The sequence below is a fragment of the Actibacterium sp. 188UL27-1 genome (genome assembly GCF_016901225.1).
Classification (GTDB): domain Bacteria; phylum Pseudomonadota; class Alphaproteobacteria; order Rhodobacterales; family Rhodobacteraceae; genus 188UL27-1.
The window spans coordinates 391,991-406,481 of record NZ_JAFEUL010000001.1; the positions used below are offsets into that span (position 1 = coordinate 391,991).

Consider the following 14,491-nt stretch of genomic DNA (forward strand, 5'->3'; position numbering starts at 1 on the left):
TCAGGCGTAGTTCGTCAGATACATTATGGTCGCCACCGTCACGACGGGCACGACATAGACCCCAAGCAGCAGTTTCTTCCTAAGGGACTGATCATACTCTTCCAACCCCTCGGCGATAAAGGTGTCGCGGTCTCCCGGGCCCTGTTCGGCATCCCATGTGCGGGCCAGGCGGCTGCGGCAGGTGGCGCGCGCATAGAGTGACAGGATAACGTAGACTACCGTCAAAAAGATCCCGGCAATCAGCAAAACCCGTAAAACAGCCATCAAACTACCTCCGTACCATGGCGCCCCAGGGTCCGACCCGGCGGGTGACCGGTTCGGGTGGAGGCGTTTCCATCGGCGGGTCGCCGGGGCCGAACAGTGCCTCGCGTGCGCCCGTTTTGTCGATCTGATATTCGCGCGCCAGGTAGTCGGCGACAAAGGTTTTCTTGGCGTCGGGCCAATCCGCATAAAGCTGGTAGAACAGTTGCTTGTGGCAGATAAACAGTTGCCGGACATCCAGTGGGGCGCACTCGGCCAGAAGCTGATTGACCAGATCACGCTGCGGCCCGTTCGTGGCGCGCAGGGCGTAGAAATAGGCGGCATGGTCTGATCCGATGCGCGGCCAGGGCCCGTCATCCTCAGCCCATTTCAGCAGATCGTTCAGCCCCTCATAGGCGTCCGGCAAGTCCGGCCGCACCTTTTGCAGCAGCTTGCGTAGGGCGCGGCGGTCATCATTGGGCAGGTCGTGGCCCAGGTTTGTGGCCGTATCGACGGCGATGAAATCCATCTTCTGGCGCAGGATGGCCGCGGAATCGAGTCCCTTTACCGTCACCACTTGTTCGGCCAGGTCATTGTCCTGCAGGAACGTGGCCAGCGCCGCATGGTCGCTGAGCGCGATGGTGTGATAGGGTAGGTCGCCTGTGCGGCTGGGGTCGACAGCGATCACGGTTTTCGGGTCGGTGTCGTGGAAGACATACATGCCGCCATGGTGCGCGGCCCAAAATGCCTCTTCGGTGAAGGTCGGCTCGGTCAGGACGATGGGGTTGCGGGTGACGTCGCCGGTTTTCTTGGCCAGTTCGATCATTTCCGCAATCAGCACGTCGTCGAACCAGGCGTCTGGTTCGTCGTGGAACCGTCTGATCCGGGTTTCCAGCGCGCTGGCATCGGCCACATGGGCCTCGGGCGTGTCGGCATGGATCGTAATCTTGCGAATATCCAGCAGTTGGGCGGGGGAGGCGACATCGAAGACCGAGTTCTCAAGCTCGCCCATCACGGCATCCCGCGCCGTCAGGGCAAAAAGTTGCGCCTCATTCTCCACGATAAACCGCCGCAGGATGTCGCGGGACATGGAGAATTGCGCGTTGAGCAGCGGCGCGGTCTTCTGCTCGGTCGTCAGGAGGATAAACTGCCGGTTGCAGCCATTGTGGTTGAGATACAGGTCATCCCCCAATTCATGCCCGATCTCAGGCGAGAAGCCCGAGATATCCACATGAAAGTCCGGCAATTCCGTCCGCTTGCCCGTCAGCTTCTCCAACGCCCGGTTGTACCGCGCAATCAAAGCCGGAGATGACACCTCGACGAGGTTCCCAAACATCAAACCAAGGGTGATAAGACGTTTCATGGGCGCACCCGCCCCAGTTTGTCTCCGAGATATTTTTCAACTGGTTCTAATGCTCTCAGAAAATCTTCTTGGAATGGATCGTTAGTGTCGAACGCATCATCCATGATCTTGCGGTTTTCTTTGAGAAGCTGATTGTGAATGCGACGAGCCTCGGTTTCCTTTCTGGGATCCTGAGCCGCAAGGAAGTGACGAAGACATCGGCTAAGCTCATTTTCTAACTTCTTAATTTCAACAAACAACTCGCTGAAGCCATCGCCCCATAAACCACGCGATTCAGTTATCAGTGCGGCTAGGTCGGTCCGGGTTCGTGCGACCTCGTCCCACCGACGCACATAAGCTCTTTCGAGTCCAATATAGAGCTTTTGATCCGGGTCGACTGGGTCAGTTTCATCTTTACTTGGTTGGGTCTCGTAACTGTAAACGCCCGGGCGGCGCACACCCTCAATGGCACTTCGATAGTGTTGCAAACTCACCAACAGGCGCCGCGATAAATCAAAATCCGCCTTAAAAACGTATTCACGTTTCCAAGTCTTGAGACCTCGCCAAGCTGTATAAGCACCTACCCCTGCTGCAGTGGGTAGGCCCAAATTTCTAACAAGTTCCGAGAATTCAAGTAGCGTCACTGACTGTCCCCATACCGCCGCCGGGCCTCTTCCATCCTTGCCATGTCGCGGACGGCGTCCTCGATGGCGACTTCGTCGGATTTGTCTGCGTAGCGGAATTCACTGTCGGCGTAGCGGTTGATCTCCTGGATTACCATCTCGGTCGTGATGGGTTGGCGCAGCTCTTCGATCATCGCGCGCTTACGGTCATAGGGTTGGAAGAGGAACAGTTCGGGTTCTTCCATCCATTCATCGGGCAACTCAAAGTCCATGGCGCGGACCTTCACCGCATCGGTGATGTTCTTGATCGCGCGGCCGGTGAACCGTTCGTCTGCCTCTTGGATAGCTTTGAGATATGTGCCCAGCTTCGCGACCGTATCCAGCGCGCCGACATCGCTGTGGACCTGATCGAAGACCTTCAGCAGCCCGTCCTCTTGCGGGCGATTATGGGATGCGAAGCTGGCGGTGACGGCGGATTTGATCTCTTGCGCTGCGAATAGCTCATGCGTGCCCACCGGGATATCGTGGCTGCGGCCCATCAACAGGGAGAGGATATCGATATAATCCTCTCGCGTTTGCGGCCCGTCCACCAGAAAGCGCGCGCCCGCCCGCTGGCGCAAGGCGTCATCCACGTTCTCAGGGTAATTCGAGAACATGCCGAAAGTGCAGTTCCCGCGGATAACCGTGTTGGCCCCGGCGAAGCTCTCCATCAGGACGGCGGTGATCTCTAACTGGCCCGCGCTGGATTGCCGGTCGCCGCGTTTGCCCGCAAGTTGGTCGATGTCATCGACGGTGCCAAAGCCAATCACGCTGGGATCGATCACCGTATTGATGAAAGCCTTGGCATTCTGGCCCGATTTGCCCTGGTAGCTGTCGATATTCTCGGTGCTCAGGTTCTGGTAGCGGAAGGGATAGCCCGCGATCTGGCAATAGTCGTGGATCAGCCCGGCCATCATCTGGATCAGGGTGGTCTTCCCCGTCCCCGGCGCGCCGTCGCCCATGAAGGTGAAGATGAACCCTCCCAGATCGGCGAAGGGGTTCAGCCGCCGGTCAAAATCATAGGCCATCAGCATCTTGGCCAAGCGCTGTGCCTGGTATTTGGCGATGTGGTTGCCCACGACTTCATGCGGTTTCTTGAATTGCATGGTCAGGGTCTGGCCCGTCGCGCGACTGGCGGGGGTGAAGCCTTGGATCGTCAGGTCGTCAGCGTCGATGCGGTAGGCGGCCTGGGTGAACGCGTCTAGCTGGGGGGCGGTCTGGGCGCGCAGGCTGACCTTTTCCATCAGTTGCTCGGCATAGGCCAGGACGGTCGCAATCAGATGGGCGGTGTCGGTGCTATGTTGCGCGATGTCCTGGTCCAACTCCCACAGCGCGCCATGTAGGGCGAGAGGGGCGTTGTCCGTCAGCACTTCTTCGACCTCGCCAATTTCCACTGTGGTCTCACTTGCCTGATCGGCGAGGAGGAAGGACAGGGCATTGGCGAAGCCGTGAAGCGCGATCAGCGCCTCTGCTACCAATTGTTCGGTGAAAAGGGTGCGCTTGTCGTCGCCCAAAGCGCCGCGAAAATTGGTTTTCTTCAGCGCGGCCAGCCCCGTCGCGTCGCTATAGGCTTCGGCCAAAGCCAGCCCGATGGCCAGCGCCCGGCGCAGGACGCGTAGTAACGTGGCCTGGGCGGGGGAGATCAGGGGATCGTCCCCAAGTGCCTCGATCCGGCCCAGGAGATGCACGCCTTCGGGCCGCGCGGTGGAGCGGGTGACCAGCCCGGGCGTGGTGGATCGGAACCGCCGCCTGGTGCCAATGCCGCTGGAGCGTTCCGCCGCTGGTGCCTTCGCCCCGCGGGCCAGCCGGGGTGTATGGTCCAGCCCGTCAAGCATGGCCATCGCGGCGTCATAATGGGCCTGAATGTCGTCTTCGCGCAGCTCCATCTGGTTGGCGGATAGGGTCATCGAGGTCTTTCCTTAACGATAGCTCAGCACGCGCCCGGTCGGGTGGACGACGAATTTGCGGACGGCGTGAAAACCGGGCGGATTGCGCTCGGCCAGTTCCTGATAGGGACGTTCGGGCAGGATGATGGCGCGTTCCGTGCGGGTGGCCCCTGTTTCGGCGCCTTTGCCCGAGAACGGGTCCAGTGCGTAGATCTGGCGCTCGACATGGCCGAACCAGCCTTCGGGCTGCAATTCAACCCGTTCCGAGATCAGTTCTTCGGAGGTCCAGGCCAGCGCCCAGTCCTGACCCCGGGGGGCACGCGCTTCTTCCAGCACCTCACGCAACGGGCCGGATTGGCGAGTGAAGGCCGACGAATACATCGGCCCCACATGGAACCGGCGCAGACGTTTTGGGTGCAGGTCGTTGAAATCCTGATCGAAACCGCGGGCGATTGTCACAAGTTTCAGCCCGGCCAGGGATTGTGCCATTAGATGCGCCTGGGCGGCGGGCCAACGGCTTTGATCCTTGGTCAACCAAAGACGACCGACATCTTCAACCTCCATTAAGTAAATTGTGGGAAGGTTAACTTGGCTGTCATAGACGGCCCAGTGGATCAGGAATTGGTTGCGATCGGCTCCAACCTGCCTTTGCCACAGCGCGACGGGATCGTTCTGCGCCCAGAACAGGTCCTTGCTAGCGTCAACTGCAAGCGTTTCGTAATAGAGCCGTTGGGAGAGCGCGAATTGCAACTTGGTTGGGACAGACAAATCGCCGAGGATCTGACGGATCATCTCGTCTTTCAATGCCTTGATGGGCGGCACCGCCGCCAGGTGCCGCCCCGCCTGCTGGGCGTCATTCGCGAGCGTCAGGACCTCTTGATAGACCGGAAATCCGCTTTCGACCGTGTCAAAGGATAAGCTGCCGAGCGGGCCGCCGGTTTCCCGCCCTGTCAGCAGGTATTTCATGCTCAGGGCCTTAAAGGTCTCTGACAAGCCGCGGATGTAGCGGCCCAGAATGTCGACCTCCGTCCGCGTCAGGCTGTTCTCGCCCTGCATGACCGTCGCCACACGGCCCAGATGCCCGGTGATGGCCTCGAACTTGGCAAAGTACCGGCGGGCGGCAAAGGTATCGGTCAGCCCAGCATGGGAACGGGTCAGATCAGTCATCTCTGTCCTTGTCCATCGCGCGATGCTCCCGCCACAAAAGCATGACTAGAACGGCTGCAGCCATCAAGATGCCGGATATCCAGGTGAGCGGTGTGATCCACGGCGTCGTCGCCGCAAGGCCGAGCATCCAGTAGACCCCGCGGAAAGCCAGCAATCCCCCGCACAGGCACAAGATCGCGATCCAGTTTGCCCGTATGCGGGTCACGTGCACGGTCCCGGAAGCCCGCCCCGCACGCTACCGATCGGACAAAACCTCCCCGCAAATTCGACCACTGTCGAACCTTTTGCCCACACACACCTTGCTTGGATCATGCGCCGTAGACGTTCTTGTCGTGCTTTTCGACGATGGCAGTGAACCGGCGGGCAAAACGCTCATCGGCTTTTTGTTTCTGCTCCAACACCTTGCGGGCAAAGACCATGTGGTCTTCGTGGCTTTCCATCATGTCGGCCATTCGGTCGTTGGTGGCGGTCCCGATGGCGGCCATGGCGGCCTGCGCCTCCTTGTCGGTCTGCACGCCGATCTCGTTGATGCGGTGCGCCACATCCTGCTGCTGTGCTGTCTTCAGCGACTTTGACAATGCATCATACAGAACGACCCGCTGCTTGGTATCTGTCTGCAACTTGTTGATCAGAACCATCTGGGTCGCGGCCTGGTTTTGCAGGCTGTCGACCCAGGTTTTGCCCTTTTCGATATAGCGTTCCAGCGTCTGGGATTTGGCCAGTTGAACCTGTTCGTCCTGCACCAGTTCATTATAGACGGTGTTCAGCGCGGCCAATTCGGTTTCCAGCATGGTGCGCGCCGCGGCATCCTGTTCGACGCTGATCCTATTCTCTAACTCAATGATCTTGGGGTCCATATCGGCGATCTTGGTACGGTTCTGCTCCAGCGTGCCTACGGTGGATTCCCGTTCTGCCAGGGTGTCGGACAAGTTCGCCTCGACCTTGTCTTTTTCGGTATTCAGCACCTCAAGCTGGCCTTGCAGCAGTTCCACAATCGTGTCCGATTTGCTGATCAGATCCTGCAGCTTGTCATCGATAGAGGCGGTGCGCATCCGCTCCTGCCGCATCGATTCTGCCTTGCCACGGGCAAAGATCCTGATCAGTTTTTCCATGCCGGTCAGGTTTCGCATCTCGTCAAAATCTTTGGAAAACCCAGCGGTTACATCATCCAGGCCCATGATCAGCTCGGCAATGTTGGCGTTCATCACTTCGGTATGGCTGTGCACATCGTCCAGCGTGGCGTTTTCGATATCGATAGAAATGTCGGCGCCCGTATCTATTTTTTGTCGAGCAGTGTCGATGCGGCCAGCAATATCTGCGATTTTGGACTTTGCCTCTTTCACCTGGGCCTGGCTTTCGCGGATTTGCGCATCAAAATTCGACATCTGATCTCCTCAACTATTCGTGAACATCCCGTATATGGTGATGTTTATTTCAATTACATCCCATGCACTCGTAATTTCGAAACAATTCTACAAAACGCTATCATGGAGACTGTGACGGAAGAAAGACTGACAGATGGCGTGCGGGCGCGTCGCGTCGAATTAGTTGCGCTTAAGAAAGATTTAATACGCAACACAACGCTCCATCCCCCTGGTCTGAATTACCGCGAGATTTGCAGCGATGTCGCCGAACGGCTGGGCAAGGCTGGTTTCGCGGCTGAAATGTTCCGCGCCGAAGGGGGGGGCTGCCGAAAGCACCGCTCATCCAAGGTAGGAACGTCAGGGCGCGGCTGAGGCGTTCGTCGCGACAGGCCCCGATCATCAAGGCGCAATTGAGATCATTGCAGTCGCAGATGAAGAACCGGGCGGTTTTGGCGCCGTCGCCTACCTGGCCGAAAAGGGGTATTTCAGCCTGGATCGCGTGCAGCATGTCATCATCCCTGAACCATCGGACAAAGAATGTATCTGCGGTGGCCATCGCGATATCTGGTGGGCTGAGATCGAAACGAAGGGTCACATCGCCCGTGGTTCCGGTATCCTGGATTTTGCTCATCCACCCGATGAATGGGTCAGCATAGATGACTTGGTCGACGGCGACACTGTCATGACCTTTCCATAGAAAAAGCAAGGATCAAGCTGCTTAAAGACCGGAACATCCCCGGTAGCCGGATCGTGACAAAGGCGTAGGGCCCAACGATATCGGAACCCTAACCCGCACCCCCATGACGGATCCGCGCCATCATCTTTGCCTGGGCCGCGTCGGTGCCGTCGTGGAACGTGCCCATCCAGTCATCCAGCGGCACCACCCCGTCCGCATAGTTACAGTGGAAATACCGGTGATGCAGGTAGTGGGCATAACTATGGGTGTTCATCGCCCTGTCGGCGCCCATCACGACCCTGTCAAAACCCACATGCCCTTGCGCCGGGCTCAAACCCGCATGCAGTAGATGAAACACCGCATGGACGGGGTGCGACGGCAGGACCAGATGGAGCAATGCGCCCGAGAAATACAAGACATGTTCCGCCGGATGCATCGACAGCCCCGACCACGGCCCTGGATTAATGTTCCTGTGATGCAGGCTGTGGATCCATCTATATAGCGGCTCGACATGGATGAGACGGTGAATGGCGTAAAAGTGGATGTCCCGGATCATTGGGATCAGAACCAACAGGGCGACAAACCAGACCGGGTTCTCCGACCAGGCCAGCCAAGGAACATGGCCATTGGCAAAGGCCCACAGGATCAGCACCTCATAGGCTGTCCAGATCGGCACCGCGCTGGCAAAGGTCCAAACCATGTTATCTGGTGTTTGTCGTCCAAACAGGAACGTTTTATGCGACTGGTCCGGCCAGTTGGCATTGAACTTGAATGCTGTTCCTTGCGCGCGCAGGATGTACATCCTTACGTGCCACGCGCCGTAAAACACCGCGACAAGCGCCGCATTGCGCAGGAACAACCATCCGATCCAATCCGGGCGGAGCGTTCGTAAATCCTCGATCGGCGGCGTCAGCCAGAACCAGAAAGCCGCGGCCAGGGCGGCGTAAAACAGGTTCCACGGTGCGAAATAACTGGGCAGCCACGCCACGAACCGTCGCATTCTGAACGGCCATTCGAAGACCGGCGGATAGCCGATCGCCTTGTGCGGCTTCCAATATCCCCGACTGTCGCGCGTCCCAAATGCATCATCCCGCATGGGCTTTCCTCCCGCTCGCACTTAGCCAAACGCGAAATCGATGTGTCAAGCGGCCAAACGATGGGTGGACCCGCCCCGCGGTTCACGGCAATATCTGCGCACGTTTAGGTGGAGGACCCAAGATGCAGATCAGACCCCTTTTGGCCACAACCGCGTTTGCGGTGACATTGGCCAGTGCCGCTTGGGCTGCAAATGATACGATCACGATCGGTATGGCGCTTGAGCCGCCAAATCTCGATCCGACCGGGGGTGCGGCTGCGGCCATCGATGAGGTGGTCTATGCCAACATCTTCGAAGGTCTGACCCGCTTTGGCCCAGATGGCTCGATCCAACCGGGTCTCGCCGAAAGCTGGGAGATCAGCGCCGATGGCACCGTCTACACATTCACCTTGCGCGAAGGCGTCACCTTCCATGATGGCACTTCAATGGATGCCGAGGATGTCCAGTTTTCGCTCGACCGGGCCCGGGCCGAAGACAGCACCAATGCCCAGAAAGCCCTGTTCGAAGGCATCGCCGAGGTCAGCGTTGTCGATCCATTGACGGTCCGTGTGACGCTTGCTGCCCCGGATGGCAACTTCCCGTTCAAGATGGCCTGGGGGGATGCCGTGATCCTGGCGCCTGAATCAGCGGAAACCGCAGCGACAGCGCCCGTGGGCACCGGCCCCTTTACCTTTGCCAATTGGGTCCAGGGCGACCGGGTCGAGATTGCACGCAACCCCGACTATTGGGGGGAGGCTCCGGCCCTGGCCAGCGCCACATTCAAGTTCATCTCCGATCCCAATGCAGCTTTCGCCGCTTTGATGGCCGGTGATGTCGATGCCTTCCCCAACTTCCCCGCGCCGGAAACCCTGGCCCAGTTTGAGGCCAATCCGCAATTCAGCGTCATCATCGGCTCGACAGAGGGGGAGACGATCTTGTCGATGAACAACCTTTCCGGCCAGTTGGCCGACTTGAGGGTACGCAAGGCCATCAGTCACGCCATTAACCGGCAGGAAATCATCGATGGCGCTATGAATGGCTATGGCACGCCCATTGGCACCCATTTTGCTCCGCACAACCCGGATTATGTCGACCTGACGGACGGGTCGGCCTTCGATCCTGAACTCGCCAAATCGCTACTGACAGAGGCTGGCGCCACCGACCTGAAACTTCGCCTCGCCCTTCCGCCACCGCCCTATGCCCGCCGCGGGGGAGAGATCATCGCATCCCAGCTGCGCAATGTCGGGATCGAGACAGAGATCACCAACCTGGAATGGGCTCAATGGCTGGAACAGGTCTTTCGAGGCAAAGATTTCGACCTGACCATCGTCAGTCATACCGAGCCCGCGGACATCAACATCTATGCTCGCCCCGATTACTATTTCCAGTATGACGATGCTGAATTTCAGGGGCTGATGGAAAAGCTGAACGTGACGACCGACCTGGATCAGCGGACCAGCATTCTGCAGGAGGCGCAACAGAAGATCGCCGATGATTACGTCAACGGCTACCTCTTTCAGCTCGCCAAGACCGGTGTTGCCAATGCCAAGATCAACGGCCTGTGGGAAAACGCGCCCACGCAAGCCAATGATCTGACCGGGGTCAGCTGGTCGGACTGATCCGCAGCCAGGCCGGGCCGCGATGTGCAGCCCCGCTCTGCAATCATAGCGGCGGGAACGTTATTCCCCGGTATTGAACGCTGCGAGCATTTGATCCTCGCCAGGCGCCATCGTGATCTCGCGCACGGCTTGGCCCGTATTGAACGCCTCCAACATCAGCTCCTCACCAAGGGCCATCACGATGCGGGCGGGCGCCTCACCGGTCTCAAACGCGGCCAGCATCAGTTCTTCCCCCGCAGCCATGCGGATCTTGGGTTGTGCCGCGCCCGTCTGAAAGGCTGCCAACATCAGCTCTTCCCCAGCCTGCATCTGGATACGCCGCGTTTCTGGGCCGGTATTGAAGGCGTCCAGCATCTTTTCCTCGCCCGGCGCCATACGAATGGCGGGGCGACGCCTTGGTTTGATCATGGCCCGCTCAGCGCCATCATCCGTGGCGATTGCGGCCAGCAGGACCGTCTCGATCTCGCCCGGCTCAGCAATGGCAGGGGCGGCAAGACAACAGGCCGCAGCGATGAAGAAAATGGGTTTCATGGGGCACCTCTGACCTAACAAATCTACGATTAGGTTTACCCATCTCATTCGTTCAAATTATCACCAAACTGGGTGAATTGCGGGGCGCATCTCAGCCGGTGTCGCGCGGCGTTCACAATTGATATGCAGCAGCCCCCGCGGCCTTAACGACCGGGCACCACAGCGATTTTTGCGGATCTGGCGACAGCTGGCCTGACACAAGATCACAACGGCCCCAGCCTACTAAATCACATCCCCGCCACAATACCCCCCAAAGGCGCGCACGACCGCACTGTCCATAATCGTTGCCCGGTTGGTCGATTTGACCCATCGTTGGGATATTGATTGGCCTGATTGTGCCTGCGCCATGAAAGACATGCTGGCCTTATTTGAAAGCTGGCGCAACGCGATTTGGGCCATAGGCGCGGCCAGCGCCTTTTGTTTCTCCATTGCCACGGGTGCTAAACATCTCAGCGACGATGCCAAGGCGGACTTGGCTCTCTATCTTGAAAGTGCCCATAAAGACAGCTGGGCCTGTGCCCATTGCCTGTCATCTTGGTTTATCAAAGGCTTCACCAAACTCTGCCTCCACAAGCTTCTGGCCGTCACCACCGCTACCGGCACGAGCCTCGCCCTCACCGGCAGCATTGGCGTTTTCGCCGCTGTCCTCGCTCTCAAACCCGTTATCGCTCTAGACGAGACCGGCCGCGCCGCCCTCGACGCCAAACTCTGCGACCTCTTCCCCCGCGAAATCTATATCCACGTCGCCCGCCTCACCGAAGACCAACAACAAAAAACTCAGCTTCCTGTCCACCGCCTGCAAAGGCGGCCAAACCGATCAATGCTGGCAGACCGCTCTCGGATTACAGCAGACAAACCCTTCGCAAGCGTCGACTTGGCACGGCATGGTTGCTCTGAAAAAACGAGATGACCTGTCTGTTCATGACGATATTTAACAGGCCTTTGCGGTCTCCGGAGGCAGCGATGTTGGATTTTGAACGGCGATGTCGATCTGGTGACCCGACCGGCTGTACTGGTCTTGGCCATATGTACCGCGCGAGCATTCCGGTTCCCCACGACTCACGTGACGCGACGCTTCTGTTTGAAAAGGGGTGCGAGGGTGGGGACCCCTTTGGCTACCATTACCTCGCCCTCGATCTGGCAGAGGGAATAGACGGACCTCCGAATTGGAACGCGGTGATCTCGTTTCATAATGGGTCATGCGCAAATGGTGTGGAAATCCCGTGCATAATGCTTGATTCAATGATGTCTCTTCATCGATTTCGGGTGAGAACTAAACGATCCCCGAACGGGACCTGCCTCGTTCCGACGATAAAGCATAGTTGCGAGGCACACCAACCGTTGCCGAGCTGACTGATCCACCGCGCGGCGCGTATGTATGGGATATGTATGCTTTGTGTATGGGTTCTGCATCCAGTGTGGGAGGCTACTCGACGACGTTGAATTCGGGGCCATAGGGGTAAGCGGTGATGTCTTCGGCGCCCGTTTCGGTGATGATCAGAATGTCATGTTCGCGGTAGCCGCCGGCGCCCGGCTGGCCTTGCGGAATGGTCAGCATCGGCTCCATCGAGATCACCATGCCGGGTTCCAGCACCGTATCGATATCCTCGCGCAGCTCCAGCCCTGCCTCGCGGCCATAGTAATGGGACAGGACCCCAAAGGAGTGGCCATAGCCGAACGTGCGGTATTGCAGCAGGTTTCGCTCCGCCAGGAAGTCATTGATCTTGTGTGTAATATCGGTGCAACTGCTGCCAGGGCGCAAAAGGGACATCCCATATTCATGGGTCGCCACATTGGCCTGCCAGATCTTCAGGCTGTCAGGGTCAACATCACCCACGAACAGCGTGCGCTCCAGCGCAGTGTAATAGCCTGAAATCATTGGAAATGTGTTAAGCGACAGGATATCCCCACGCCGCAAAATGCGGGCTGTGACGGGGTTATGCGCCCCATCCGTATTCAACCCCGATTGGAACCAGACCCAGGTGTCGCGATACTCGGCCTCGGGAAAGGTGCGCGCGATCTCCTCTTCCATTGCATTGCGTCCCGCCGCTGCCACATCACATTCGCGCGCGCCGTCCTTGATGGCGTCGCGGATGGCGTAGCCGCCGATATCGGCGATCCGTGCACCGTCGCGGATCAGGGCGATCTCGCCTTCAGATTTGCGCATCCGTTGGCCCATGGTTTCCGGTGCGATATCAACGACTTCGCGAGGTGACAGATGGGCTTGCAAGGCCTGTTCCACCGCCAGGGTTATATGGTCCGCTTCGACCCCCAGAACCGCCCCCGTGCCGGTGACCGAGGCGACGGCCCGCCAGTAATTGCCCCGCCGCCAGTCCGTATAGGTCAGTGCGTCACCGTGGCTCCGCCGCCAGGGCTGGCCCGCATCGATCCCTGCGGCAATTGTCACGCAGTTCGAAGGGGTTACGACCAGCCCATAGGGCCGCCCGAAAGCACAATAGAGAAACCCGGAATAGTAGGCGACATTGTGCATCGAGGTCAGCAGAACCGCTCCCACCCTCTTGTCCGCCATGATCTGCCGCAGACCCGCCAACCGCGCATCGTATTCAGCGGCGGCAAAGGGCAGGGCGGCTTTGTCGCCGTTGTGAAACCTGAAATATGCAGGACGTTCCATGGTCCAAACCTCCGAAAGATGTCCCGGCGTTCAGAACAGGTCAGGCCCAGTGAAAGACCGCGCCACGGCCCCCGCCCTGGGCATAAAGTGGCGCGGTCCCGGCCCGGGCGCAAGTCACTAACGAAACAGATCCAGGGAGAGCAGAATGGGGGCCAAGTCGCTGATTTCCCTGATTTTCGCCCGGCTCAGCACGGTTCCGTCTTCCAGGTGCGGCAGCAGGTCCCGGGTTGTCAGGATCATCACGATATCCAGACGCTTTTGGTGCTGCAGATAGCTGGCCAGGTTGATCCCGATCACCGGACCCGTGCTGTAATAACGTAGCGGGATCAGCTTTTGCCACGCCATCTCAGCCTCCGCATTATCCAGCGCGGCCAACCAGCGTTTAGCCAGATCGGCATCGGGTGCGAAGCGGGTCCCCAGCCGATCGCTGAACAGGCTGCTCTGGCTGGGACCAGCCATCCATTTCAGATTATCATCGGTCTCGGCACTGGCGGCATGCCATATCCTGCGACCTAAATCCGGGTTCACCTCAAGATGTTGGATCATATAGGCATGTTCGCGGTCATTGATCAGTGGCCACCTGACCGATAGCAGGGCGGCAATCGACATGCCGTCGCGCACGGACCACCGCTCCCAGTTCCCGGGATTACTCTGTTCGATCAGGATCAGATCCCGCAGGGTATCGCGCGTCTCACCATGATCAAACGCCTGAAGCAGGCTGAGCGGTGCCAGCGTTGCGTTCAGGTATATCTGCCGCCAATAGCCGTCGGCGTGGTCGAAGAGGAAGATGGTGGGGGCGTCCTTTTTGGCCTCCAGCATAACGTTGAGCATACCGCGCAAGGGCGTAACGGGATCGTGCAGCGCGCCGTCGCCGTCCAGATCGGTACGGATCCGCGACAGGTCTGTATACATGCCGATCGGTGCATAGGGGCAGCTTCCAGACATCTGAGCCCCCATCAAGCGGTGTCACGATATCCTCGATCAACTGGTGGAAGGGCCCATCCTAAAGCACCTGCAGCAGGGCCGCCTGCGTCTTGTCATCCCCATCAGCAAACGCATCGGCATCGATTGGTCCAAAGACGGCATTGTTGCCCAGATGGCCCCGTGTCGTCGCCAGGGGCAGCCCTTCGCGCACCACAACCTCGATGGCGCGAATGACCCCGTCTATTCCGCACAACAGGGCGGCATTGCCACCGCCCGTGGCGGCACGGCAAGATCATGCGAAAGGCATCGCGATCTGCCGTGGTTTCAAGCTGGGTAAATCGGTCATGAAGCGCGGACATAGGTGGGCTGGTTT

General features: G+C 58.8%; 16 protein-coding genes. 4 read left to right on the top strand and 12 right to left on the bottom strand.

Annotated elements, in window-relative coordinates:
* From IU397_RS02055 to IU397_RS02085, 7 genes are all read right to left on the bottom strand, one after another.
* Positions 1 to 264, bottom strand: coding sequence for a hypothetical protein (locus IU397_RS02055; protein WP_239479532.1), 264 nt, complete (start codon positions 262 to 264; stop codon positions 1 to 3).
* A gap of 4 nt (positions 265 to 268) precedes the next feature.
* The gene (locus IU397_RS02060) at positions 269 to 1,603 is read right to left on the bottom strand and encodes a DUF6638 family protein (protein ID WP_204410120.1); all 1,335 of its coding nucleotides are present in this window, start codon (positions 1,601 to 1,603) and stop codon (positions 269 to 271) included.
* Positions 1,600 to 2,226 (bottom strand): hypothetical protein, encoded by a 627-nt coding sequence (locus IU397_RS02065; protein ID WP_204410123.1) that lies wholly within the window; start codon positions 2,224 to 2,226, stop codon positions 1,600 to 1,602. The genes IU397_RS02060 and IU397_RS02065 overlap by 4 nt, the downstream gene beginning before the upstream one ends.
* On the bottom strand, positions 2,223 to 4,151 hold the full coding sequence (locus tag IU397_RS02070; RefSeq protein WP_204410125.1) for an ATP-binding protein: 1,929 nt from the start codon (positions 4,149 to 4,151) through the stop codon (positions 2,223 to 2,225). Before IU397_RS02070 ends, IU397_RS02065 begins: the two co-directional genes overlap by 4 nt.
* A 12-nt stretch (positions 4,152 to 4,163) precedes the next feature.
* On the bottom strand, positions 4,164 to 5,297 hold the full coding sequence (locus IU397_RS02075) for a hypothetical protein (RefSeq protein WP_204410128.1): 1,134 nt from the start codon (positions 5,295 to 5,297) through the stop codon (positions 4,164 to 4,166).
* Positions 5,290 to 5,502, bottom strand: a complete 213-nt coding sequence (locus IU397_RS02080) for a hypothetical protein (protein ID WP_204410130.1) — start codon at positions 5,500 to 5,502, stop codon at positions 5,290 to 5,292. Before IU397_RS02080 ends, IU397_RS02075 begins: the two co-directional genes overlap by 8 nt.
* Positions 5,503 to 5,605: 103 nt before the next feature.
* Entirely contained in the window at positions 5,606 to 6,682 is a 1,077-nt protein-coding gene (locus tag IU397_RS02085) for a hypothetical protein (protein WP_204410133.1), read from the bottom strand.
* On the opposite strand from IU397_RS02085, the gene IU397_RS02090 reads away from it, so the two are divergent.
* Together IU397_RS02090 and IU397_RS23770 are read left to right on the top strand one after the other, a co-directional pair.
* Positions 6,662 to 7,033: a hypothetical protein gene (locus tag IU397_RS02090; RefSeq protein ID WP_204410135.1), complete on the top strand. Its 372-nt coding sequence runs from the start codon at positions 6,662 to 6,664 to the stop codon at positions 7,031 to 7,033. The genes IU397_RS02085 and IU397_RS02090 overlap by 21 nt on opposite strands.
* A 46-nt stretch (positions 7,034 to 7,079) precedes the next feature.
* The gene (locus tag IU397_RS23770) at positions 7,080 to 7,358 is read left to right on the top strand and encodes a hypothetical protein (RefSeq protein ID WP_370541600.1); all 279 of its coding nucleotides are present in this window, start codon (positions 7,080 to 7,082) and stop codon (positions 7,356 to 7,358) included.
* Between the two features lie 88 nt (positions 7,359 to 7,446).
* Here IU397_RS23770 and IU397_RS02095 read toward each other — a convergent pair whose 3' ends face one another.
* A complete protein-coding gene (locus IU397_RS02095; protein ID WP_204410137.1) occupies positions 7,447 to 8,433 on the bottom strand; it encodes a sterol desaturase family protein in 987 nt (328 codons plus the stop codon).
* A 122-nt stretch (positions 8,434 to 8,555) separates the two neighbouring features.
* Between IU397_RS02095 and IU397_RS02100 the strand changes: the two genes are divergently transcribed.
* Complete coding sequence (locus tag IU397_RS02100) at positions 8,556 to 10,031, top strand: ABC transporter substrate-binding protein (RefSeq protein ID WP_204410140.1); 1,476 nt, start codon at positions 8,556 to 8,558, stop codon at positions 10,029 to 10,031.
* 60 nt (positions 10,032 to 10,091) lie between these two features.
* Here the strand turns inward: IU397_RS02100 and IU397_RS02105 are convergent, their stop codons facing one another.
* Positions 10,092 to 10,562 carry a hypothetical protein gene (locus IU397_RS02105; protein WP_204410142.1) on the bottom strand — a complete coding sequence of 157 codons (471 nt, stop codon included), beginning with the start codon at positions 10,560 to 10,562 and terminating at the stop codon, positions 10,092 to 10,094.
* Between the two features lie 346 nt (positions 10,563 to 10,908).
* Between IU397_RS02105 and IU397_RS02110 the strand changes: the two genes are divergently transcribed.
* Positions 10,909 to 11,472 (top strand): hypothetical protein, encoded by a 564-nt coding sequence (locus tag IU397_RS02110; RefSeq protein WP_204410144.1) that lies wholly within the window; start codon positions 10,909 to 10,911, stop codon positions 11,470 to 11,472.
* A gap of 516 nt (positions 11,473 to 11,988) precedes the next feature.
* Here IU397_RS02110 and IU397_RS02115 read toward each other — a convergent pair.
* The 3 genes from IU397_RS02115 to IU397_RS02125 all read right to left on the bottom strand — a co-directional run bounded on the left by IU397_RS02115 (position 11,989) and on the right by IU397_RS02125 (position 14,371).
* Positions 11,989 to 13,194 carry an aminopeptidase P family protein gene (locus IU397_RS02115; RefSeq protein ID WP_204410147.1) on the bottom strand — a complete coding sequence of 402 codons (1,206 nt, stop codon included), beginning with the start codon at positions 13,192 to 13,194 and terminating at the stop codon, positions 11,989 to 11,991.
* A gap of 117 nt (positions 13,195 to 13,311) precedes the next feature.
* Entirely contained in the window at positions 13,312 to 14,139 is an 828-nt protein-coding gene (locus IU397_RS02120) for a hypothetical protein (RefSeq protein WP_204410149.1), read from the bottom strand.
* 58 nt (positions 14,140 to 14,197) lie between these two features.
* Positions 14,198 to 14,371 (bottom strand): hypothetical protein, encoded by a 174-nt coding sequence (locus IU397_RS02125; protein WP_204410151.1) that lies wholly within the window; start codon positions 14,369 to 14,371, stop codon positions 14,198 to 14,200.
* Positions 14,372 to 14,491 lie beyond the last annotated feature (120 nt).